The organism is Gordonia sp. NPDC003376 (genome assembly GCF_053589235.1).
This window is the reverse complement of record NZ_JBSFRM010000012.1, coordinates 148,395-169,389: the sequence shown is the minus strand read 5'-3', so window position 1 is coordinate 169,389 and position 20,995 is coordinate 148,395. Positions and strand designations below refer to the sequence as shown.

The following is a 20,995-nucleotide window of genomic DNA, read 5'->3' as shown; positions in this document are numbered from 1 at the left end:
ATGATTCCGATTCGGATGGCGCTCTCGGAGCGGGAGCGGGAAGGTCGGCCGGTGGTGGCGGGCGAGTTGATCCATCACAGTGATGCGGGTTCGCAATATACGTCGTCGGCCCTGACGGGCACGCTTGATCTGGAATCGATCACCGCGTCGATCGGATCGGTGGGCGACGCCTACGACAATGCGCTGATCGAGTCGACGAACGGCCTGTACAAGACCGAGTGCATCCAGACCACGGTGTTCCACGCTGGGCCCTACAGGGACCTCTCGGACGTCGAATACGCGACCCTGGGTTACGTCGACTGGTTCAACTCGACTCGGCTGCATGGGTCGATCGGCTTGGTCCCGCCCAACGAGTACGAGGCTGCCTACTATGCTGGGGTCACTACCAGCAGGTAGCCCACCAACGAGGTGGCACGAAACCTGGGGTGCTTCAGGTTGCGGTCCTCTTTCGCGGGTCGTCCACCGTCGGTATCCGACGAGTGATGGTCCCCCAATTGATGTGCGCGTGCCATCACCTCGGCCGGTGTCGCCCCGGACAGGACTTGCGCCAACAGGTCTCCCTCAAAGGTCGCCCACGTGTCGGTGTCGGGTGGTTCTCCGGCGCGTAGTCCGATCTGATTCAGTCCGCGCACGATCGCGTCGACGTGTTCACCGGAAATCGCCCCGTCAGCAGCATGGTTCACAGTGCGCGCCACCACCGCCGAGGTCCCGATCCGCTGCATCCGGGCAGCGACGGCTGGCGCGAGACCCATCTCGATCAACAAGGCGATCGGTTTGTGCCCATGCCGTTGCGCCAAACCCAGCCGGTCGAGGTGTCCGGCACCGGCGGCGGTGAGTGAGTCGACGAGGTTGCGTATGGTGACCAGTTTCTGCATGTCCGCGAAGATGACCTGCCCGGTCTGATCGTCGTCGAAACGACAATTGGTGAGTGTGTCGATAATGGTGTCCAGTTCCCCCTGCATGTGTTCTATTGTAGCGAACGTATAGGCGAACCGACGTCGAATTGTCAAGGTGATCAGTATTTGTGGATAAAGTGGGTCGCCTGTTCACCGTGGGGGTTGGGATTCACCTGTGGGGTTGTTGGGGACAACGTTGGCTGCGGAGATTTCGACTCGGGTCCTCGCTCCGCTCGGTCCCGGCTCAATCAGCAAGAGACTGTTGGCGGTTGAGCCGACGAGGAGCGTAGCGACGAGGCGTGTCGAAACCTCTGTCGGCCGAGTTCGTCAACGTGACCACTCTGGAGGTGGTTACCACCCAGTGCTGGCTGCGGAGATTTCGACACGGGTCCTCGCGATGCTTGGTCCCGGCTCAATCAGCAACGGGCTGTTGGTGGTTGAGCCTATGAGGAGCAGAGCGACGAGGCGTGTCGAAACCTCTGTCGGCCGAACTCGCCGGCGTGACCACCTTGGAGGTGGTCACCACCCAACCCACCCTGGGGAGATTTCGACTCGGGTCCTCGCGATGCTTGGTCCCGGCTCGATCAGCAAGAGACTGTTGGTGGTTGAGCCGGTGAGGAGCGGAGCGACGAGGCGTGTCGAAACCTCTGGCGGCCGAACTCGCCGGCGTAACCACTCCGGATGTGGTTACGCACCCGACGTAGGCTGCGGAGATTTCGACACGAGTCCTCGCGATGCTCGGTCCCGGCTCAATCATCGTTCGGGACTATCCCACTCAATCGGCAAGAGGCGGTTGGTGGTTGAGCCGATGAGGAGCGTAGCGACGAGGCGTGTCGAAACCTCTGTCGGCCGAACTCGCCAACATGACCACCTCGCAGGTGGTCACGCACCCGACGTAGGCTGCGGAGATTTCGACACGGGTCCTCGCTTCGCTCGGTCCCGGCTCAATCATCGTTCGGGGGTTCCTCGCGATGCTTGGTCCCGGCTCGATCAGCAACGGGCTGTTGGTGGTTGAGCCGGTGAGGAGCGGAGCGACGAGGCGTGTCGAAACCTCCGGCGGCCGAACTCGTCAACGTGACCACTCCGGAGGTGGTCACGCACCCGACGTAGGCTGGGGAGATTTCGACTCGGGTCCTCGCTTCGCTCGGTCCCGGCTCAATCATCGTTCGGGGGTTCCTCGCTCCGCTCGGTCCCGGCTCAATCACCGTTCAGGGCGGGTCTCGCTCAATCATCGTTCGGGGGTTCCTCGCGATGCTCGGTCCGGCTCAATCATCCCAGCACACGGGTTATCGCAGCGCGGAGGTTCGCCCTACCCGAACCACCGTTCCAGCACACGGGCCACACCGTCGTCGTTGTTGCCGACAGTGATCTCGTCGGCGGCGGCGAGGGCGGCCGGATGTGCATGGCCCATGGCTACGCCGTGATCGACCCAGGTGAGCATCTCGACGTCGTTGGGCATGTCACCGAAGGCGACCGTGGTGGATGCATCGATCTCGGTGTGCTCCAGCAGTTTCCGCAGACCGGACGCCTTGTGCGTGTCGGGCAGTGAGAGTTCCACCAGCCCGTTGTCGGTGGAGAAGGTGATCTGGGCGAGGTCGGCGAGCACCGAGAGTCGTTGTGCCATCTCCGCACTCGCCATCCCCGGCGAGCGCACCAGCAGTTTGACCGCGGGCGCCTCGTAGATCTCGTCGTCGCCCACCTCGACGTGGTCGGGGTTGAGCCACGCGTGCTGGTAGCCGGCAGTCGCGACGAACGGCGGGGTGGCGGCATCGTGCGCCGACCTGCCCACCCGCTCGGCGGCGATTCCGCAGCCCGGGATCAGTTCGGCCGCAACACTTCCGATGCGCCGCAGCACATCCGGGCCGAGCGTGGCCGCCGACAACACTCGGTCGTGCTCGACGTCGTAGACGATCGCACCATTGGCGCAGACCGCATAGCGCACGCGGACCGCCGACGGATCGAACTGGTCGGTCACCTCGGCGATCCAGCGCGGTGGACGACCCGTCGCGAGCACGAACTCGGTGCCGGTCCCGACAGCACTGGCCAGCACCGACGCGGTGCGCGCCGACACCCGGTTGGCGTCGTCGATCAGGGTGCCGTCGACGTCGCTGGCGATCAGCGTCGGACGCGGCAGTTCAGGGGTGGGGTTCACCGACGACCCTTTCCGGCCCGTTCGGCCGCCTTACGGGCGCGCGCTTCTGCTTTGCGCGCAGCCTCCTCGGTCTCGATCTTGGCGGCCTCCGTGGGTGTGGGTGCCGATCCGCCCAGTCGCGCGGGCACCCAGAACTCGCCGACCGGATGCGATCCGTACTCGTCCTGCACCTGGTGCAAGAGCCCGGTCATCGTCTCGCGCAGCCGCTTGGTCGCGGCATCGGCGTCGACATCCACCGTGACCGGTGCCCCGTATCGCACCGACACCGGGATACCGGTGCGGCCCATGGCGCGGGTACCGCCTTTGGTCCACTGCCGATGCGCACCCCAGACGATCGCCGGCACCACCGGGACACCGGCGTCGGCGGCCATCCGCACCGCACCGGTCTTGAATTCCTTCAGCTCGAAGCTACGGCTGATCGTGGCCTCCGGGTACACGACCACCATCTCACCATTGCGCAGCGAGGCGACCGCGGCCCGGTAGGCGTCGGCGCCCTGCGAGCGGTCCACCGTGATGGTGCGAGTGTGGTTGACGAGGAAGCGCATGATCCCGACGTCCATCACCTCGGACTTGATCATGAACCGCGCCCGGCGTCCGACGCGGTACAGGCCGAGGGCCGCGGGTAGGAAGTCGACGTACGAGGTGTGGTTGACCGCCAGCACCGCCCCACCCGCGCTCGGGATGTTGTCCAGCCCCGCATACCGCAGGTCGAGGTTCTGCGCGCGGACGAGCGTGTTCGCGATGATCTCGAGTCCGCGGAAGACCGGCTCCCGCCGCGGGGAACGGGCCTGGTGGTCCGCATCTGTCATGCGGATCAGCCTAACGGCCGCCCACGGTCGGGCGCCTGAGCGTCCGCCGGTTGTCGATCAGCCGGCGTCGCTCGCCGACTGCTCGGGGTGGATGAACTCGGGCTGGTCGATGATGCGCACCCACGAACCGTCGGGGCGGCGGACCACCACCTGCGCCCGCGCGCCTGCACCGTCCCGGGGCGGTGTGGAGGTGAGCGCGATGTCGCCGAAACACAGTGTCGGCAATGGTGTTTCGGGTGTGAATGTCGGGCGGTGGGCAAGCACCGAGGCCCACAGGTCGCGGATCGCGTCACGACCTCGGGTGATCTCTCCCGGGGGATAGGCGAGGACTGCATCCTCGTGATAGAGCGATGCCACCGCGTCGGCGTCGCCGGCATTGGAGTATTCGACGAACAGCCGGGTGATGTCCTCCGGGGTTCGGGCAGCCCTGTCGGACACATGGTTCTCGGGCGCAGGGTTCTCGGACGGACGGTTCTCGGGCATGGGGTGACCTCCTCGGGTCGGATCGCTTCTCCCGTCCAGCGTCAGCCCGATCACATGTATAAGTCCAAGAGTTTGTTCGGATGAGTCCTATCATCATCAGTTATGGAACTGCGCCAGCTGGAGTACTTCGTCGCCGTGGCGAGGACCGGTTCGTTCACGCGGGCGGCCGCGGCCACCCACACCTCCCAGCCCAACATCAGTGCGCAGGTCGCCGGCCTCGAACGAGAATGGGGAACCCGACTGTTCGAGCGTGTGGGGCGCACGGTGGCACTCACCGACGCCGGGCACGCCGCACTCCCCCACGCCCGTGCGGCGCTGGCCGCGGCCGAGTCCGCACGACTCGCATCGGCGGATGTCGCGCAGGTCATCACCGGAACCCTGGCGGTGGGGATGGTCGACGGATGCACCATCACGCCGCTGTTCGACGCATTCGCCGCGTTCCGGCGGGCCCACCCCGGGGTTCGGGTGTCACTGGGCGAGGACGAGTCCCCGGCCCTCGCCGACCGGGTCCGCCGTGGTGATCTCGACACCGCGCTGACCGGTTCGGCCGGGGCACCACCGGCCGGCCTGGAGGCGCTCACCGTCATCTCGGAACGGGTGGTCGCGGTGGTGCCGCATGGTCATCGGCTGGCCGGGCGACGCCGCATCGGGTCCGACGACCTCGACGGCGAGACCCTGATCGGCCTGCCGTCCGGCGCGGGTATCCGCACCGTGTTCGACGACGGGTGCGCCCGGCCCGTCGACGTCGAGGCCACCTCCCCCGACGCGGTGGCCGCACTGGCGCGCGGCGGGGTCGGGGTGGGCATCCTCAGCGAGTCGATCGCCGCCGAGCACCTCTCCACGCTGCACGGAGTCCCGATCGACGGCGTCGACCGACCGGCTCTGCTGTGCCTGGTCTGGCGGCGGCGACCGTCACCGGCGGTGTCGGTGTTCGTCGAACTCGCCCGGTCGGCATTCGGCCTGGACCAGGACTGATCCGGTCAGGTTCGGCCGGGCAACCGGACGCTCAGCCCTCCGACGATCCCTGCTCGCGCCGGGCACGGCGTGCGGCCTTGGCGGCCTGCTCCTCGGCGTCCATCCGGTTGGCCTCCTCGAGCGTCGGTGCCGAACCGCCGAGCCTGGCGGGCACCCAGAACTCGCCCTGCGGATGCGGACCGTACGCGTCCTGGAGTTCGAGCAGCTTCGCACTCATCGACTCGTGCAGCCGCGCGGTGAGGGCATCGGCGTCACCGACCGGTTCGATCGGTTCGGCGACACCGATCATGATCGTGAAACCGTGGCGGCCGAGCTTCTTGGGGTGCCCCTTGGTCCACACCTGCTGCGCACCCCAGATCACCGTCGGGATGATCGGGGCACCGGACTCGAGCGCCATCCGAGCCGCCCCGGACTTGAACTCCTTGAGTTCGAAGCTACGGCTGATCGTCGCCTCCGGGTAGACACCCACCAGCTCACCGCGCTTGAGATAGTCGACGGCGTCGCGGTAGCTCTGCGCACCGTTGGCCCGGTCGACCGGAATGTGCTTGAGCGCCCGCATGATCGGCCCCGAGTACTTGTTGTCGAAGACCTCTTTCTTCGCCATGAACCGCACATATCGCCTGCCCTGCAGGAATGCCGGGATGCCGGCGTAGGTGAAGTCGAGATAGCCGGTGTGGTTGATGGCGATCACGCCGGGCCCGGTGGCCGGCGTGTTCTCGACACCGGACACCGTGAAATCGAGACCTTCGGCCAGCCAGAGCAGCCGGGCGGCGGTGATCACGGTGGAGTACACGGGTTCCATGGCCTAGACCCTAGCGAGAGCGGCCACCAAGCGCGGAGCCATCACCGTCAGAACTCGAAACCGGCCATCGCCTGCATCCCGACGAACATGTACGCCATCGCGACGGCCATGGAGGCCATCGTCAGCCGGTCGGCCCAGCCGCCGGTCATGTGCACGTCGTCGGGGACGTCTGTACGCGAGTCGGCCGGCGTGATCCGATAGCCGCGGAAGACATCGGCGAGCCAGCCGATCGCCTCGACGAGGAACCACACCGACACGACGGTGGTGAGCAGCCCACTCCACCACCTCATCGGCAGCCACATGTAGATCATCGCCACCTGCTGCACCAGCAACAGCACCCAGAGCAGCGAGAACGTCCGACGACGCGCGATCAGCACCATGAGGTGGGCCAGGACCACCGCGCTGGTGGCGGTGAAAAACCACATCTGGGCCGTGCGGGCGTCGGGTCCCCACGACACGGGTGGCCGGAACGACATGATCAGGTACATGTAGATCATCGACGCGCACATCGCGATATGGCCCAGATGGAACCAGCGGTTGCCGTGACCGTGCAGCACACACGGCAGGTGGTGCAGCGCCGCACCGAGCAGCAGGATCGACGCGATGACGGTCAACCATGGCGGGAACCAGTCGAACGCGGGAGTCATCTCTTGCTGGTGATGCATGGTCATGCCCTGAGCAGTCGCGCGTCGGGCGGGCCCGGTTCCACGACGTGGCGCAGGTCACCGGGGCGTCGTGATCGGCGCTGACCCGCCACCCGATTCGGGACCGATGGCCGTAGCGACGGCCGCCGGTCCGACTACCCTGAGACACCGAGTGCGCAAATCCCAGCCCTGCGCAACGAGCGTGTGAGAGGTTCGAAGTGAAGATCACCAGCATCGGCCATGCCGGATTCCACATCCAGACCGCGGCCGGGTCGATCCTCTGCGATCCCTGGACCAACCCCGCGTACTTCGCATCGTGGGTGCCGTTCCCGGACAACTCGGAGTTGGACTGGAAGTCCCTCGGGCAGTGCGACTACCTCTATGTCTCGCATCTGCACCGCGACCACTTCGACGAGCAGAATCTGCGCGAGAACATCAGCAAGGACGCCACCGTCCTCCTCCCCGACTATCCGGTGCCGGATCTGCGTCGCGAACTCGAGAAGCTCGGGTTCACCGAGTTCGTGGAGACCACCGACTCGGTCAAGCAGACGATCACCGGCCCCAAGGGGTCCCTCGACGTCATGATCATCGCGTTGCGTGCACCAGCCGACGGCCCGATCGGCGATTCCGGACTGGTCGTGTCCGACGGCGAGACCACCGTGTTCAACATGAACGACGCCCGCCCGATCGACCTCGACGTGATCGGCGAGTCGTTCGGTCACGTCGACGTGCACCTGCTGCAGTACTCGGGCGCCATCTGGTATCCGATGGTCTACGACATCCCGCGCCGATCGAAGGCCAACTTCGCCGCACAGAAGCGGCAGCGCGGCATGGACCGTGCCCGCTCCTACATCGAGCAGGTCGGGGCCACCTGGGTGGTTCCGTCGGCCGGTCCGCCGATGTTCCTCGACGACGACCTGTTCGGGCTCAACGACTTCGGTTCGGGCATCGACAGTCCGGAGAACGCCCGCCCGGGTGATGTCACCTCGATCTTCCCCGATCAGGAGACCTTCCTGGAGCAGATGCGCATCCACGGCACCGACGACGGCGAGAAGCATCGCGGGCTGATGATGGTATCGGGCTCGGTCGCCGAGTTCACCGGCTCCACCCTCGACGAGGTCAGCCACCCGTACGCCCCGCACGAGGTGTTCGGCGAGAACAAGCAGGCATACCTGGAGCGGATGAAGGAGAAGTTCGCCCCGGTGATCGCCGCGGAGAAGGCCTCCTGGGCCGTCGACGACGGCGAGCCGCTCCTCGAGCCGCTCAAGCAGCTGTTCGAGCCGATCATGGCGCAGTCGGATCTGATCTGCGACGGCATCGGCTACCCGGTGGGTCTGGTGATCGGCGAACAGACCGTGGTGGTGGACTTCCCGAACCGCATCGTCCGGGAGCCCAAGGAGGGAGAGGGCAAGTACCGCTACGGTTTCCGGATCGCACCGGAGCTGGTTCGTACGGTGCTGCGCGATCAGGAACCCGACTGGGTCAACACCATCTTCCTGTCCACCCGGTTCACCACGTGGCGAATCGGTGGGTACAACGAGTACCTGTACACCTTCTTCAAGTGTCTGACCGACGAGCGGATCGCCTACGCGGACGGCTGGTTCGCCGAGGCGCACGACGATTCCGCCTCGATCACCAAGGACGGCTGGGAGATCCAGCGTCGCTGCCCGCACCTCAAGGCCGACCTGTCCAGGTTCGGTGTGATCGAGGGCGAGAAGCTGACCTGCAATCTGCATGGCTGGCAGTGGGATCTGGGCAGCGGCCGCTGCCTGACGTCGAAGGGACACGAGCTGCGCGCCTCGCGCATCGAGTGACGCCCCGGGTGTGCGCGACGGCCGGAAGGGTCACCCGGCCCGGTCGTCGCGTGCCCCGAACAGTTCCCACACCGGTCCGGTGAGCAGCCAGATCACCGTCACCACCCCGAGCAACCCGAACGTCTGACGCAGGGCAGCAGCCTGTTCGGCGTCGGCGACGGTCACCGACAGCCCGAGGACCACGACCCCGCAGATCGCTGCCGCGAGCAGCCAGCGCACGAAGCCGATCCACTCCGCGCGGATCGCGGCACGGCCGCCGCGCGGTGGCTTCCGTGGCGCCGGCGCCCCGGCGAAGCGGTGTGCGAATCGGGCGTCGGCCCAACCGATCATGCTGTGCCCGAACGCGACGGTGACGCCGAGATAGATGCCTGCCAGCCGGTGCACGGCCGTCACCTGCGCGCCATCCGCGAGATCGAGGACCACCGCCGCCACCAGGACGACGTCGACGGCGGGTACCGCGAACAGGATCATCGTCGACAGCCGCTGACGGTGCAGCAGATACCGCACCGACAGACCGGCGAGAATCAGGACCCAGAAGCCGATCTCGCAGCCGATGATCGCCCACAGGACCGGGGACGCGGTGATTTCGGTACTCATGGGTCCAGCCTGCCGCCGCACCCGGTGCCGGCACATCGGCCACCTCACCGAGCCGCATTCGGCCGTCCGGGGTCATCCTTTCGTCGGATGACCGGGGTTGCCCCGCATGCGACGATGGGCTCATGTGGCGTGTTCCGGTGTCCCGCGCGCATCTCGACGACGTGGGGATGACGCTGCTGTTCCTCGGCCTGGGTGTCGCCATCCAGCTCGCCGGGCTCGGCCGGATCGGCGCCGATCTCCACGGCCTGGGCCCCGACTGGTTCGGACTGGTCACCCTGGGGATCGGTTGTGCCTTCCAGTTGCTGCGCTCGACGCATCCGGCGATCGCGCTCGGCGGCGTGACCGCCGCGCTGGTCGTCGACACGGCTACCGTCCCGTCCATCCCCGTGTGGCTGGTGTTCTCCGACATCGTCTATGCCGCCGCGGTGTACGGCTCGGCGCGTCTGGTGCACGTGCTGTACGGGGTGTGCACGGCGGTCTCGGCGGCGGTGCTGATCCTGGTGGCGGCCTCCCCGTCGCTCGCGCAGTGGCGGTTCCTGTTCGTCTGTGTGCTGTGGTTGCTCGCACTCGTCGGCTCACCTCTCGCCTACGGCCTCGCGGTCCGCACGCACCGCAGCGCACTCGCCCTGGAGCGCAATCAATCTCGCATACTGACCGAACTCGCCGACCGAGAGCGCGCCGAGGCCGTCGCCGACGAGCGCCGGCGTCTCGCCCGCGAACTGCACGACGTGATCGCCGGCCGACTCTCCGCGATCGCGGTGCAATCGGCTGCGGCACTGCAGTATCCGGAGAACGACGCCCTGGCCCGCAAGGCCGTGGCCGCGGTACGGACCAACAGCGTCGATGCACTCACCGAGATGCGCGGCATGATCGATCTGCTCGCCGACACCGCCGGGGCACGCGCCCCGGCAGCCACCCGCGAGACGGCCGGGCTGCGGCGGCTCGACCGCCTCGTCGCACCGATCGTGGAGTCGGGAACCGACGTCGAGATCGACTGTCCGACATGGATCACCGATGCCGACACCGTCGACGTCCTGCCACCGGTGGCCGACATCGCCGCCCACCGGATCCTGGCCGAGTCCCTGACCAATGCGGTGACCCACGCACCGGGACAGCCTATCCGGATCGTGGTCACCCACGAGGACGCGACGTTGCGCCTGCAGATCACCAACCCGGTGACCGAGTCGGGGTCCGATTCCGTTGCGTCCCATGCCGGGCGTGGCCTGGCCAACATGTCCGTGCGTGCCGGCCTGGTCGGCGGCACCCTGGATGCGGCCCGCGCCGACGGTCACTTCACCGTCACCGCCGTCCTGCCCGAGGCCCGCACCCCCACCTCGACCCAGAGCACCCCATGACCCCGACCACTGTCCTCGTCGCCGACGATCATGCCGCCATCCGCGCGGGGATCCGGATGCTTCTCGAACCGGCCGACGGTCTCGATGTGGTCGGCGAGGCGGCCGACGGCGATCAGGCCCTCGCCACCGCGCGCTCCCTCCGGCCGGACGTGGTGCTGATGGACGTCCGGATGCCGGGCACCGACGGCATCACCGCCACCGCCCGGATCGTCGCGGAGGCCCTGTGTCCGGTGATCGTGCTGACCACCTTCGACCTCGACGAGTACGTCTTCGGGGCACTGCGCGCCGGTGCGAGCGGATTCCTGCTGAAGACCGCGTCGGCCGACGAGATCATCGATGCGGTGCGCTCGGTGTCGCGAGGCGACGCGGTGCTCTCGCCCGAGATCACCACCCGCGTCGTCGAATCCTTCCGCTCGCCTGGTGTGCCGGTCGTCGCGCCCCAGCCGACGCCGGAACTCGCCGATCTCACCGACCGCGAACGGGACGTACTGCGCTGCCTCGGTGACGGCCTGAGCAACGCCGAGATCGCCGCCCGACTGTTCATCACGGAGGCGACGGTCAAGACGCATGTGTCCCGGGTCCTGATGAAACTCGGGTTGGCCTCACGCGTGCAGGCGGCGATCCTCGTCCGCGATCTGGGCGGATCGGTGTAGCCGGCGGCCCGGTGCGGAGCGGGCCGGCACCCGTCAGGCGTCGCTGGACGCTTTCTCCAGCTGAGGTGGCCGGGGTTCGTGGAAGGCCGCGGCCTCGCCGGTCTCGACCGCCGCCACCGCACTCGACGAGGAGACGACCACCCCGCCGATCACGGCCACCGCGAAGGCGATCCCGGTGGGGATCACCCAGCCGTCGCGGATGGTGTCGCCGAGCAGCAGGATGCCGATCGCCCCGGGCAGAACCGTCTCGCCGACGACGAGTGCGGCGGCCGCGCCGTTGACCGAACCGGTCTGCAACGCGACGGTGAACAGGTAGAAACCGCTGATACCGCTGAAGGCGAGGGCATAGAGCGCGGGGTCGGTGAGCATCTGGCCGAGATCGAACGGGCTCAGTCCGTGCAGCACGCGCGAGGCCACCGCCATCACACCGAACAGCGCGCCGGCGACGAGGCCGGTGATCGATGCGATGTGGCTGTGCAGCACCCGCATGAGCACCAGGCCGAGGCCGAACAGCACCACACCGGCGACGACGGTCGCCCAGTGCATCCAGTCGTCGTTGACGCGCCCCTCCGAGCCGGCGCCGATGGCCAGCACCACCAGCGCGATGATCACCACCGTGCCGGCGATCCAGTCACGCGTCCGCAGTGCGAGGTGCAGCATGACCATCGCCAGCAGGGCGGTGACGACCAATCGGGCGGCGATGATCGACTGGGACAGGAACAGCGGGATCAGCTTGGCCGAGACGATGGTGGCACCGAATCCGACGACGTCGAGGGCCAGTCCGATCAGGAACGGCCACTTCATCATCGTCCGCAGGGTCGAGCGCAGGCTCGGGTGCGGCTTGGTGTCGCACTTGCGCCCCTCGGCCGCCGCGATCGCAGTGTCTCGGGCATGCCAGGTGGCCGCCATCGACTGCAGTACCGCCGCCAGTGCGAAGGCCACCGAACCGACCACCGCGACGATGATGCCGACCGTCATATCCTGCCTATCCCTGAACGGCCACCCGAACGGGACCGACCTTCGCCGCCATCATGCCGGTGCGAGCACGTCCGTGCCGACGAACTTCGCCAATTCGGCCGGTAGACGGACGGTGCCGTCGGGCTGCTGGTGGTTCTCCAGGATGGCGACGATCCAGCGGGTGGTGGCGAGGGTGCCGTTGAGCGTCGCGGCGACCTGCGGTCTACCCTGGTCGTCGCGGTACCGGATGGACAGGCGACGGGCCTGGAAGGTGGTGCAGTTCGACGTCGAGGTGAGCTCACGGTAGGTGTTCTGGGTGGGGACCCAGGCCTCGCAGTCGAACTTGCGGGCCGCCGACGACCCGAGGTCGCCCCCGGCGACGTCGATCACACGGTAGGGCACCTCGATGGCCGCGAGCATCTCCTTCTCCCAGTTCAGGAGCTTCTGGTGCTCGGCCTCGGCCTCTTCGGGCCGGCAGTAGATGAAGCCCTCGATCTTGTCGAACTGGTGGACGCGGATGATGCCGCGGGTGTCCTTGCCATAGCTGCCGGCCTCACGGCGGAAGCAGGTGGACCAGCCGGCGTACCGCTTGGGACCGTCGGACAGATCGAGGATCTCGTTCATGTGGTAGCCGGCCAGCGGCACCTCCGACGTGCCGACCAGGTAGAGGTCGTCGTCCTTGTCGAGGTGGTAGACCTCGTCGGCGTGGGCGCCGAGGAATCCGGTGCCGCCCATCACCTCGGGACGCACCAGGACCGGCGGGATCATCAGCGAGAACCCGTTGGCCACGGCCTTCGCCGCGGCCATGTTCAGCAGGCCGAGCTGCAGCAGCGCACCCTGACCGGTGAGGAAGTAGAACCGCGACCCGGAGACCTTGGCGCCGCGTTCCATGTCGAGCAGGCCGAGCGACTCACCCAGCTCCAGGTGGTCCTTCGGGTTGTCGAGGGCGCGCGGCTCACCGACGTGTTCGAGCACGACGAAGTCGTCCTCGCCGCCGGCGGGTGCGTTCTCGATGATGTTGGAGATGGCCAGGTGTGCGGACTTGGCCTGCTCGTCGGCCTCGGTCTGCTCGGCGACGGCGGTCTTGACCTGCTCTGCCAGTTCTTTTCCGCGGGCGAGCAGGGCGGTCTTCTCGTCACCGGAGGCCTTGCCGACCTGCTTGCCGAGGGACTTCTGCTCCGAACGCAGGGAATCGGCCTCGACGATCGCCGAACGTCGGGTGGCATCGGCCGCGAGGAGCGCGTCCACCAGGCCGGGGTCCTCACCGCGGGCGCGCTGCGACACGCGTACACGCTCGGGGTCGTCGCGGAGAATCTTCAGGTCGATCACGATCTCAAACCCTACGCGAGTCACCTGTGTGCGCCGGAGTTGAGGCAGTTGCGTACTCCGGCGGCATCGCCGGGAGCCCGGTTGCGGGTCGATGCCGGGGATGCCGCCACGGAACAGGCATGATGGATCCTGATGAGTGACCAAGCCCACCTCGAACATCCCGGCCCCGAGGGCCGGTCCGACGCTCCCGGCTGGGCGCGCCGGAACTCCATACGCATCGTGCTGGTGGCGATCGTGATCGGCGCACTGGTCGCCGGCGGGGTCGCGCTGTCGTTGGGTGCGTTCGACGACCGCGGCAGCGTCGGCGGCACCGACATCGGCGAGAGTGAGCGCCTCGCCCAGAACGCCTTCACCCAGTCGGTGGCCGGCGACTGCCTGACCTGGCCGGAGGGCCATCCGGGTGATCCGGCGAAGGTCGCCTGCACCGACGAACACCGCTTCGAGGTGGCCGGTGCCCTCGACACCGCGGTGCTGCCGGGCTCGGAGTTCGGCGACTCGTCGGCGTGGCCGGGTGCGCAGCGGTTCGCCGAGATCCGCGACGAACAGTGTCCGGTGATCGTCGACGCCTATCTGAAGGGCAAACTCGATCCGCAGGGCCGGTTCTCGGTGGGCATGATGTTCCCGTCCGAGGAACAGTGGGGCAAGGGGGCGCGCGAGTTGCGCTGCGGGCTGCAGGTCACCGGCAAGGACGGCACCCCACAGCTGTTCTCCGGCAAGGTGGCCGATCAGGACCAGTCGTTCCAATGGCCGGCCGGCACATGTATCGGCATCGACCCGCAGACCCGCCGGGTGGCCACCCCGCCGACTGTGGTGAACTGCTCTGAGCCACACGCCTTTCAGACCACCGGGATCGTCGACCTCGCCCCACGGTTCGGGGATCAGACGTCGGGCCGTCCGTGGCCGGACGAGAAGGAACAGAACGCCTATCTGACCACGATCTGCCCGGGTCAGGCCGAACGGTTCGTCGGCGGCAAGAAGAAGCTCGAGGACACCACGCTGAATTGGCAGTGGTCGGTGATCAGTGAGCCGCGGTGGCTGGCTGGTAGCCGAAAGGTGGTGTGCTACCTGGGTCTTCCGGACCGCGGCGGGTTCGCCACCCTGGTCGGCGACGCGCGCGCGACAGTGCTGATCAACGGAAAGCTACCGGTCCCGCCATCGCAGGCGCCGCCCGGACGTGCCCTGCCGACACCGGTACCGTTGCCGCCGGGGGTCGTGCCCAATCCCGCGGAGACCCCCGCACCGGCCGGCTGACGGGACCCGCCTAGGGCCCGACCGAGAACGCTTGCCCCCGAACACGTGTCCCCGACGACGAGTCGGAGAAAGGCAATCGATGCCGGTTCACATGTCAGACGCCGAGTTCGAGGAGCTCGTCGGCGACGCACTCGACACCATCCCCACCGAGTTCACCGACGCGATGAGCAACGTGGTGATCCTGATCGAACCGTTCAATCCGGAGTCGCGCGGGATTCTCGGGCTCTATTCAGGGGTGGCACTCACCGAGCGCACCCACGACTATGCCGGGTTCCTGCCGGACACGATCACCATCTACCGGGAACCGATCCTTGCGATGTGCCACACCCGGGAACAGGTGGTGCACGAGGTGGCGGTCACCGTGATCCACGAGGTCGGCCACCACTTCGGGATCGACGACGAGTGGTTGCACGCTCACGGATGGGGCTGAGCAGCAACGGCTTTCGGAGTTCGCCCCAGGCCACGAGGCGAGGCGCGACTCAGCCCATCGGGTTGTCGTCGTCGACGACGAGCGGCTCGTCGACGGTGCCGAACGGTGCGCGTCGCGCACCCCAGCGATGACACACCCAGATGCCGGATTCGGTGAGTTCGAGTTCCACCGAGCCGGTGTTGGGCAGATGCGTTGCCGCGGCGAACTTCCCGTCGATCCCGGCCAGGTGGGCAGCGACCAGCCGGATGGCCGCGCCGTGGCTCACCACCACGACGTCACGCTGCTCGGGGCCACGGAGGTAGCGTGCGGCGAGTTCATCGACGGCCGGGAGGTAGCGGTCGTACACCATCTGCAGCGACTCGCCGCCGGGAATCCGGGTGTCGAGATCGCCGTCGTGCCAGGCGTGCATGACATCCCGGAACACCCCGTGCGCGTCACGATCGAACCGGTCCTCGAGGTCACCGGCCTGCACCTCGTGGATGCCCTCGACCACGGCGGCGTCGAGATCCCAGACCGACCCGATCATCTCGGCGGTCTGCTGCGCGCGGCGGGCGACCGAGCTGACCAGCACTGTCGGCTCGTTGCGACGACTCTCCAATGCGTACCGGACACCTTGCCGCACACCGAAATCGGTGAGCGCGGCCCCGGGCAGCGCGGTGTCGAGCCGGCCCATCACGTTGGAGGTGGTCTCCCCGTGGCGGACGAGGTGGAGTCGGGCCATCAGCCCTCACCCCGGCGGATCGCCTCGACCCAGGCAGCACTGTCGGCGTCGTCGGGCGGCGGGCTGCCACCATCTCCGGCGGCCGGCCAGGAGCCGAGGTAGACGATCCGTTCGCAGCGGTGGTGGAGGGCGCGGACGGCTTCGGCGACGGGGGCGTCGTCGATGTGTCCGACCGTGTCGAGGAAGAAGCGGTACTGGCCCGCATGGGTGCTGCCGCCGGCCGGATCGCGCCGGGGCCGCGACTCGATGCGCGTCAGATCGACTCCACGGACCGCGAATTCGTTCATCGCCTCCATCAGGCTGCCGGGCTGGTTGCGCAGTTCGAGCATCACCGCGGTGCGGTCGGTGCCGGTACGGCGCGGCGGCGGTGCCGGCTTGCCGACGAGCAGGAAACGGGTGACGGCGTCGCTGGCGTCGGACACCCCGTCGGCCAAGACCGTCAAGCCGGCCAGTTCGGCGGCGAGCCCGGTGGTCACCGCGGCATCGGTCCGCCCCTCGGCGACGTCGTGGGCCGCGGCGGCATTGGAGCCGGAAGTGACGAATTCGGCACCGGGATAGAGCTTTTCCACTGCCTCACGAACCTGCGCGGAGGCCACCGGATAGGCGGCGACGGTACGCACGTCGGCGGGCGTGGTACCCGGGCGGGCGGCGATGGTGAAGGCGATGTCGAGGTTCACCTCGGCGAAGATCTGCACGCGGCCGGCCCCGGATGCGGCGAACGCATCGGCGAAGGGCACCAGTGCGTCCATCGTGGCCGGGACCGAGCCCTCGAGAGAGCTCTCGATGGGTACACAACCGAAGTCGGCGGCGCCGGAGCGCACGGCCGCGATGGTGGCGACGGGACTGGGGGCGACGAGCTTGTCGACGGCGCCGAAACCGCCGTCCGAACGCACCCCGGCGGACAGGTGCGGATCTGCCAGGAGGCGGTCGAGCGCCATCTCGGTGAAGGTCCCGGGCGGGCCGAAATACGCGAACACGGTCACGACAAGAGCTTAGTCGAGCGACGTTGGATATTCGTTCGCGTCGACCCCAACCATTGACCGATGCGGCATCGAGATTTAGGTTAGGGTTACCTTCATTGCCCTTCCGGCCCCGACGACGACACCCCACGAGGAACCCCATGACGCGAGCCATCACCGACCGTCCGTCCGACGCCGAGGTCATCGCGACCGCCTGCCGTCGGGCCGGCGCAGCGATGATCGCCGTCGAGCCCACCGGCGCCGACAGCCACACCCCCCCACCCGCATCGGTCGACCTGGTCCACCTCTTCGAGTCACAGGCTTTTCTGCTGATCCCCACCGACAGCGACATCATCGCGCTCGCCGGGAACTCCCCCGACGGCGTGCCCGCGATGGTCGAGATCACCGACTGCGCACCCATCGACCTGCGTGAGCGCGTCCGCTCCCTGATCTGGCTGAACGGCACCGCCCACCCCGTCCCCCGGGATCTCGAACGCGACCTGGCCCTCGAGATCGCCACCGAGCACCCCGACGGCGGGCTCCTCGACATCGGCCACGGCCGGTCGATGATCCGGCTGCAGGTGGACACCGCGGTCGTCGCAGGCAGCTCCGGCGCCGCGTGCGTGCCCGCCGCGGAGTTGGCCTCCGCCGACCCCGACCCGTTCTGGGAGTACGAGGGCGAGTGGATCGCCCACCTCGACGCCGATCACGCCGACATGGTGGGGCAGCTCGCCCGACGCCTGCCGCGCGATATGCGCCGCGGCCGGGTCCGTCCGCTCGGACTCGACCGCTTCGGCATCCGCTTCCGGATCGAGGGCATCGACGGTGACTCCGACGTCCGTCTCCCCTTCCCGCGGCCGGTCTCCGACGTCGCCGAGCTGTCCCGCGCGCTGCGCTCGTTGGCAGGCTGCCCGTTCATGAACAGCCTGCCCGAGTAGATCCATCGGTCACGGCGCCCGGTTGCACGGCCGTAGGCTGACCGGCATGCGTGTCCCCGTCGCGGCCTGGCTTCGCCCACCGGCCGACCACGTCCCCGGCACCGTCACCGAACCCCGCGAACGCCGCGCGCTGATCCTCGAACTGTGCATCGTCGGCGTCCTGACCTTCGGGTTCTCGGCGATCTCGGCGATCCTGTCGCTGATCGAACTTCAGGTGTCGGTGGGCGTCGGCAATGCCACCGTGGCACTCAACCCCAGCCGCTCCGATGTCCCGGCGATCGACCTGATCCGGCAGCTGATGAGCGCCGTGCGGCTCTACGGGATCGCCGGGCTCGGGGCGTATCTGCTGTGGCGTGGTGGGCTGCGCCTGTCGTCGGTCGGCCTGGGGCGAATCCGCCCGAGCTCCGACGTCCCACCCGGGCTGTTCCTCGCCGCGCTCATCGGGGTGCCCGGTCTTGTGCTCGTCGCCGTTGCCCGCGCACTCGGCATGAACGCACACCTGGTACCCAGCGAGGCCGAGGGTGCGTGGTGGCGCTGGCCGCTGTACATCCTGGTGGCCGTCGGAAACGCGGCCGCCGAGGAGATCGTCGTCGTGGCGTTCTTGATCACACGGCTGCGGCAACTCGGGTCGTCGGCGAATGCGGCCCTGATCTCGAGCGCGGTGTTGCGTGGCGGCTACCACCTGTATCAGGGTGTCGGTGCAGGTCTGGGCAATGTCGTGATGGGTCTGGTCTTCGGCCGGTACTACCAGGTGACCAATCGTGTGTGGCCGCTGGTGGTGGCCCACGCGGTGATCGATGTGATGGCCTTCATCGGGTATGCGCTGCTGCACCGGCACCTGTCCTGGGTGGGCTGATCAGGTGAATGACACGGCGTCTCGACGGCACTCGGTATCTTCGATGCAATGAACCAGCCCGATCCGCCGAATGCGGGACGACGCGGTGGTCCGCCGCCCGGCCCGGCCCGACGGAATCCGGCGCCCGCGCATCAGGCCCCCGCCGCAGCCCCCCGCCACCCGGACCACGGCGTGCGGAATCCCGGTTCGCCGCCGAATCCCGCCCCCCGACGACCGGTGCCACCGCCACCGGCGTCCGACGAGCCGACCCGCCGTCACGAGGCCCGGCCGGGCACCGCGTATCGGCCACCCCAGGCCTGGTCGGCCGCGGGTGCCGGTTACGCGCCACCACAGAAGCCCGAGCCCATCCCGGCCGGACGGCCGGAACCCCGAGGACGGGCCCGGTCCGGCGCTCCCGCTTCCCCTCGACCGGCCGGTCCCACACCACCGCCCCCGCGCGACACACCGCCCGCGCCGGAGCGCGGTCGCCGTCCCCGCCGGAGCGGTCCGCGACGCCCGCGCAGGTTCCGTGTCGGCCGCATCCTGCTGGTGGTGCTGCTCCTGCTCGTCGTCACCCCCGTCGGGTTGATGTTCTACTACGACAGCAAGCTGAATCGGACCGACGCACTGGCCACCTATGCCGGCCGGCCCGCCGCCAGCCCGGGTACGACGTGGCTGATCGTGGGCACCGACTCCCGCGCCGGACTCACCGAGGAGCAGAAACGCGACCTCGCCACCGGCGACAGCGACGGCGCCCGCACCGACACGATCATGCTGGTCTACAAGCCGACATCGGGTGATCCGGCGATCATCTCGATCCCCCGCGACCTGTACGTCTCGATCCCGGGGAACGGCGAGCACAAGATCAACGCCGCCTTCGGTATCGGTGGCGCACCGTTGCTCGTGCGGACCGTCGAAGAGCTGTCGGGGATGCGACTCGATCACTACGCCGAGATCGGCTTCGGTGGTTTCGACTCGCTCGTCGACGCCATCGGTGGTGTCGACATCTGCGTCGACGCCCCGATGCGGGATCCGAAGGCCGGCCTGAACCTGAAGGCCGGATGCCAGACCCTCAACGGGCAGCAGGCACTCGGCTTCGTCCGCACCCGCGACTTCCCCAACGCCGATCTGCAGCGCGTGCAGAACCAGCGCAAGTTCCTCGCCGCGCTGATGTCGAAGGCCACGAGCATGTCGGTGTTGCTCAACCCGTTCCGGTTGTTCCCGTTCGTCAACGGTGTCGTCGACACGCTCGTCGTCGACAACGGCACCCACATTTGGAACCTGGCATCGCTCGCGTGGGCGCTTCGCAGTTCCCCGCAAACCGTCACCACCCCGAACGGCGGCGACATCGACACCGACGACGGCAGTTCACTGGCTGTCGGAGACAACACCAAGGAGTTCTTCGACGCCATCCGGCGGGGTCAGCCGATCCCCCGCACTCTTGTCGACTCGACCGGCAACTGAGGGCATTCACCAAGGTCAGACTGACCTCAGTAAGGGTCAACTGAGATGAATCGGACATCCGATTGCCTCTATTCTCGGTATATGACCACCACAGATCGCACCAAGTTCCAGGAACTGTTGCACGAGCAGATCGGCCACGAGTTCGCCGCGTCGCAGCAATACATCGCGGTCGGCGTCTACTACGACAACCACGACATGCCGCAGCTGGCCCGTCACTTCTACGCCCAGTCCGTGGAGGAACGGAACCACGCGATGATGATCGTGCAGTACTTCCTCGACCGCGACATCGAGGTCGCGATCCCGGGCATCGACGCGCCGCGCTCGGAGTTCGCCGACTACAAGGCGCCCATCGAGCTCGCCCTCGACCAGGAGAAGCGCGTCACCCAGCAGATCGTCGACCTCGCCAAGTCGGCCCGCGACACCGGCGACTACCTCGGCGAGCAGTTCATGCAGTGGTTCCTCAAGGAGCAGATCGAAGAGGTCGCCACCATGACCACGCTGCAGACCATCGCCGAGCGCGCCAACGGCAACCTGTTCGACCTCGAGAACTTCGTCGAGCGTGAGCTCAACGGCAGCGAGGGCAAGGACGCCACCGCGCCCCCCGCCGCGGGCGGCAATCTCTGATTCCGGCCGAAGGCCGTCCGCCATCGGTGGGCGGCCTTTATCGTATCCGGTTGCCGCGTTGGCATGTTCGGCCGACGGAGGTTTCGACAAGCCTCGTCGCTTCGCTCCTCATCGGCTCAACCACCCACTGCTACAGCCACTTCCGATGGCCGAGCCAGGACCGAGCCGCCCGACAGGCAGATGTTTCACACTCCCCGTCTACTCAACCACCAACCAGCACAACATCTTCCGATGGTTGAGCCAGGACCGAGCCGCCCAACAGGCAGATGTTTCACATTCCCCGTCTGCTCAACCAACAACCAGCACA

The 20,995-nt window shown here is 67.8% G+C and carries 22 protein-coding genes; 11 read left to right on the top strand and 11 right to left on the bottom strand.

Features of this window, described 5'->3' with window-relative positions; genetic code table 11:
* A partial coding sequence (locus ACWDUA_RS14660) for an integrase core domain-containing protein (RefSeq protein ID WP_449751732.1) occupies positions 1 to 396 on the top strand: 396 nt, incomplete at its 5' end.
* Here ACWDUA_RS14660 and ACWDUA_RS14655 read toward each other — a convergent pair.
* The 4 genes from ACWDUA_RS14655 to ACWDUA_RS14640 form a co-directional block, all read right to left on the bottom strand.
* Complete coding sequence (locus tag ACWDUA_RS14655) at positions 369 to 962, bottom strand: hypothetical protein (RefSeq protein ID WP_449751731.1); 594 nt, start codon at positions 960 to 962, stop codon at positions 369 to 371. The two genes, ACWDUA_RS14660 and ACWDUA_RS14655, sit on opposite strands and share 28 nt — an antisense overlap.
* A 1,243-nt stretch (positions 963 to 2,205) precedes the next feature.
* Entirely contained in the window at positions 2,206 to 3,048 is an 843-nt protein-coding gene (locus tag ACWDUA_RS14650) for an HAD family hydrolase (protein ID WP_449751730.1), read from the bottom strand.
* Complete coding sequence (locus ACWDUA_RS14645; protein ID WP_449751729.1) at positions 3,045 to 3,857, bottom strand: lysophospholipid acyltransferase family protein; 813 nt, start codon at positions 3,855 to 3,857, stop codon at positions 3,045 to 3,047. Before ACWDUA_RS14645 ends, ACWDUA_RS14650 begins: the two co-directional genes overlap by 4 nt.
* 57 nt (positions 3,858 to 3,914) lie before the next feature.
* Positions 3,915 to 4,340 carry a YybH family protein gene (locus ACWDUA_RS14640; RefSeq protein WP_449751728.1) on the bottom strand — a complete coding sequence of 142 codons (426 nt, stop codon included), beginning with the start codon at positions 4,338 to 4,340 and terminating at the stop codon, positions 3,915 to 3,917.
* Between the two features lie 102 nt (positions 4,341 to 4,442).
* Between ACWDUA_RS14640 and ACWDUA_RS14635 the strand changes: the two genes are divergently transcribed.
* Positions 4,443 to 5,315 carry a LysR family transcriptional regulator gene (locus tag ACWDUA_RS14635; protein WP_449751727.1) on the top strand — a complete coding sequence of 291 codons (873 nt, stop codon included), beginning with the start codon at positions 4,443 to 4,445 and terminating at the stop codon, positions 5,313 to 5,315.
* 31 nt (positions 5,316 to 5,346) lie between these two features.
* Here the strand turns inward: ACWDUA_RS14635 and ACWDUA_RS14630 are convergent, their stop codons facing one another.
* Both ACWDUA_RS14630 and ACWDUA_RS14625 read right to left on the bottom strand, forming a co-directional pair.
* Positions 5,347 to 6,117 carry a lysophospholipid acyltransferase family protein gene (locus ACWDUA_RS14630; RefSeq protein ID WP_449751726.1) on the bottom strand — a complete coding sequence of 257 codons (771 nt, stop codon included), beginning with the start codon at positions 6,115 to 6,117 and terminating at the stop codon, positions 5,347 to 5,349.
* 47 nt (positions 6,118 to 6,164) lie between these two features.
* On the bottom strand, positions 6,165 to 6,764 hold the full coding sequence (locus tag ACWDUA_RS14625; RefSeq protein ID WP_160319635.1) for a DUF5134 domain-containing protein: 600 nt from the start codon (positions 6,762 to 6,764) through the stop codon (positions 6,165 to 6,167).
* 215 nt (positions 6,765 to 6,979) lie between these two features.
* On the opposite strand from ACWDUA_RS14625, the gene ACWDUA_RS14620 reads away from it, so the two are divergent.
* Entirely contained in the window at positions 6,980 to 8,575 is a 1,596-nt protein-coding gene (locus ACWDUA_RS14620; protein ID WP_449751725.1) for a Rieske 2Fe-2S domain-containing protein, read from the top strand.
* Between the two features lie 30 nt (positions 8,576 to 8,605).
* Here the strand turns inward: ACWDUA_RS14620 and ACWDUA_RS14615 are convergent, their stop codons facing one another.
* The gene (locus ACWDUA_RS14615; protein WP_449751724.1) at positions 8,606 to 9,172 is read right to left on the bottom strand and encodes a hypothetical protein; all 567 of its coding nucleotides are present in this window, start codon (positions 9,170 to 9,172) and stop codon (positions 8,606 to 8,608) included.
* A gap of 122 nt (positions 9,173 to 9,294) precedes the next feature.
* Between ACWDUA_RS14615 and ACWDUA_RS14610 the strand changes: the two genes are divergently transcribed.
* Together ACWDUA_RS14610 and ACWDUA_RS14605 are read left to right on the top strand one after the other, a co-directional pair.
* Positions 9,295 to 10,527, top strand: a complete 1,233-nt coding sequence (locus ACWDUA_RS14610; protein ID WP_449751723.1) for a sensor histidine kinase — start codon at positions 9,295 to 9,297, stop codon at positions 10,525 to 10,527.
* Complete coding sequence (locus ACWDUA_RS14605; RefSeq protein ID WP_449751722.1) at positions 10,524 to 11,180, top strand: response regulator; 657 nt, start codon at positions 10,524 to 10,526, stop codon at positions 11,178 to 11,180. The genes ACWDUA_RS14610 and ACWDUA_RS14605 overlap by 4 nt, the downstream gene beginning before the upstream one ends.
* Before the next feature lie 33 nt (positions 11,181 to 11,213).
* Here ACWDUA_RS14605 and ACWDUA_RS14600 read toward each other — a convergent pair whose 3' ends face one another.
* Together ACWDUA_RS14600 and serS are read right to left on the bottom strand one after the other, a co-directional pair.
* Positions 11,214 to 12,158: an EamA/RhaT family transporter gene (locus ACWDUA_RS14600; RefSeq protein ID WP_449751721.1), complete on the bottom strand. Its 945-nt coding sequence runs from the start codon at positions 12,156 to 12,158 to the stop codon at positions 11,214 to 11,216.
* A 51-nt stretch (positions 12,159 to 12,209) separates the two neighbouring features.
* Positions 12,210 to 13,466 carry a serine--tRNA ligase gene (gene serS, locus ACWDUA_RS14595; protein WP_449751720.1) on the bottom strand — a complete coding sequence of 419 codons (1,257 nt, stop codon included), beginning with the start codon at positions 13,464 to 13,466 and terminating at the stop codon, positions 12,210 to 12,212.
* A 132-nt stretch (positions 13,467 to 13,598) separates the two neighbouring features.
* On the opposite strand from serS, the gene ACWDUA_RS14590 reads away from it, so the two are divergent.
* Positions 13,599 to 14,717, top strand: coding sequence for a septum formation family protein (locus ACWDUA_RS14590; protein WP_449751719.1), 1,119 nt, complete (start codon positions 13,599 to 13,601; stop codon positions 14,715 to 14,717).
* A 79-nt stretch (positions 14,718 to 14,796) separates the two neighbouring features.
* Positions 14,797 to 15,147, top strand: a complete 351-nt coding sequence (locus tag ACWDUA_RS14585) for a metallopeptidase family protein (RefSeq protein ID WP_449751718.1) — start codon at positions 14,797 to 14,799, stop codon at positions 15,145 to 15,147.
* 49 nt (positions 15,148 to 15,196) lie between these two features.
* Here the strand turns inward: ACWDUA_RS14585 and ACWDUA_RS14580 are convergent, their stop codons facing one another.
* Positions 15,197 to 15,868: a histidine phosphatase family protein gene (locus tag ACWDUA_RS14580; protein WP_449751717.1), complete on the bottom strand. Its 672-nt coding sequence runs from the start codon at positions 15,866 to 15,868 to the stop codon at positions 15,197 to 15,199.
* Complete coding sequence (gene pheA / locus ACWDUA_RS14575; protein WP_449751716.1) at positions 15,868 to 16,851, bottom strand: prephenate dehydratase; 984 nt, start codon at positions 16,849 to 16,851, stop codon at positions 15,868 to 15,870. The genes ACWDUA_RS14580 and pheA overlap by 1 nt, the downstream gene beginning before the upstream one ends.
* A 137-nt stretch (positions 16,852 to 16,988) precedes the next feature.
* Here pheA and ACWDUA_RS14570 point away from each other — a divergent pair, with 137 nt between their 5' ends.
* The 4 genes from ACWDUA_RS14570 (at position 16,989) to ACWDUA_RS14555 (ending at position 20,688) form a co-directional block, all read left to right on the top strand.
* Complete coding sequence (locus ACWDUA_RS14570) at positions 16,989 to 17,765, top strand: DUF2470 domain-containing protein (RefSeq protein WP_449751715.1); 777 nt, start codon at positions 16,989 to 16,991, stop codon at positions 17,763 to 17,765.
* Positions 17,766 to 17,811: 46 nt separating this feature from the next.
* Positions 17,812 to 18,621 (top strand): CPBP family intramembrane glutamic endopeptidase, encoded by an 810-nt coding sequence (locus ACWDUA_RS14565; protein ID WP_449751714.1) that lies wholly within the window; start codon positions 17,812 to 17,814, stop codon positions 18,619 to 18,621.
* 531 nt (positions 18,622 to 19,152) lie between these two features.
* On the top strand, positions 19,153 to 20,064 hold the full coding sequence (locus tag ACWDUA_RS14560) for an LCP family protein (RefSeq protein ID WP_449751713.1): 912 nt from the start codon (positions 19,153 to 19,155) through the stop codon (positions 20,062 to 20,064).
* 81 nt (positions 20,065 to 20,145) lie between these two features.
* On the top strand, positions 20,146 to 20,688 hold the full coding sequence (locus tag ACWDUA_RS14555) for a ferritin (RefSeq protein WP_449751712.1): 543 nt from the start codon (positions 20,146 to 20,148) through the stop codon (positions 20,686 to 20,688).
* Positions 20,689 to 20,995: the final 307 nt, after the last annotated feature.

What these genes read in the sequence shown, in the direction of transcription:
- ACWDUA_RS14580 (WP_449751717.1), bottom strand. Translation starts at nt 15,868, where the DNA reads ATGGCCCGACTCCACCTCGTCCGCCACGGGGAGACCACCTCCAACGTG.
- ACWDUA_RS14570 (WP_449751715.1), top strand. Translation starts at nt 16,989, where the DNA reads ATGACGCGAGCCATCACCGACCGTCCGTCCGACGCCGAGGTCATCGCG.
- ACWDUA_RS14590 (WP_449751719.1), top strand. Translation starts at nt 13,599, where the DNA reads ATGAGTGACCAAGCCCACCTCGAACATCCCGGCCCCGAGGGCCGGTCC.
- ACWDUA_RS14555 (WP_449751712.1), top strand. Translation starts at nt 20,146, where the DNA reads ATGACCACCACAGATCGCACCAAGTTCCAGGAACTGTTGCACGAGCAG.
- ACWDUA_RS14585 (WP_449751718.1), top strand. Translation starts at nt 14,797, where the DNA reads ATGCCGGTTCACATGTCAGACGCCGAGTTCGAGGAGCTCGTCGGCGAC.
- ACWDUA_RS14655 (WP_449751731.1), bottom strand. Translation starts at nt 962, where the DNA reads ATGCAGGGGGAACTGGACACCATTATCGACACACTCACCAATTGTCGT.
- ACWDUA_RS14645 (WP_449751729.1), bottom strand. Translation starts at nt 3,857, where the DNA reads ATGACAGATGCGGACCACCAGGCCCGTTCCCCGCGGCGGGAGCCGGTC.
- ACWDUA_RS14630 (WP_449751726.1), bottom strand. Translation starts at nt 6,117, where the DNA reads ATGGAACCCGTGTACTCCACCGTGATCACCGCCGCCCGGCTGCTCTGG.
- ACWDUA_RS14605 (WP_449751722.1), top strand. Translation starts at nt 10,524, where the DNA reads ATGACCCCGACCACTGTCCTCGTCGCCGACGATCATGCCGCCATCCGC.
- ACWDUA_RS14640 (WP_449751728.1), bottom strand. Translation starts at nt 4,340, where the DNA reads ATGCCCGAGAACCGTCCGTCCGAGAACCCTGCGCCCGAGAACCATGTG.
- ACWDUA_RS14600 (WP_449751721.1), bottom strand. Translation starts at nt 12,158, where the DNA reads ATGACGGTCGGCATCATCGTCGCGGTGGTCGGTTCGGTGGCCTTCGCA.
- ACWDUA_RS14610 (WP_449751723.1), top strand. Translation starts at nt 9,295, where the DNA reads ATGTGGCGTGTTCCGGTGTCCCGCGCGCATCTCGACGACGTGGGGATG.
- ACWDUA_RS14635 (WP_449751727.1), top strand. Translation starts at nt 4,443, where the DNA reads ATGGAACTGCGCCAGCTGGAGTACTTCGTCGCCGTGGCGAGGACCGGT.
- ACWDUA_RS14565 (WP_449751714.1), top strand. Translation starts at nt 17,812, where the DNA reads ATGCGTGTCCCCGTCGCGGCCTGGCTTCGCCCACCGGCCGACCACGTC.
- ACWDUA_RS14615 (WP_449751724.1), bottom strand. Translation starts at nt 9,172, where the DNA reads ATGAGTACCGAAATCACCGCGTCCCCGGTCCTGTGGGCGATCATCGGC.
- ACWDUA_RS14625 (WP_160319635.1), bottom strand. Translation starts at nt 6,764, where the DNA reads ATGACTCCCGCGTTCGACTGGTTCCCGCCATGGTTGACCGTCATCGCG.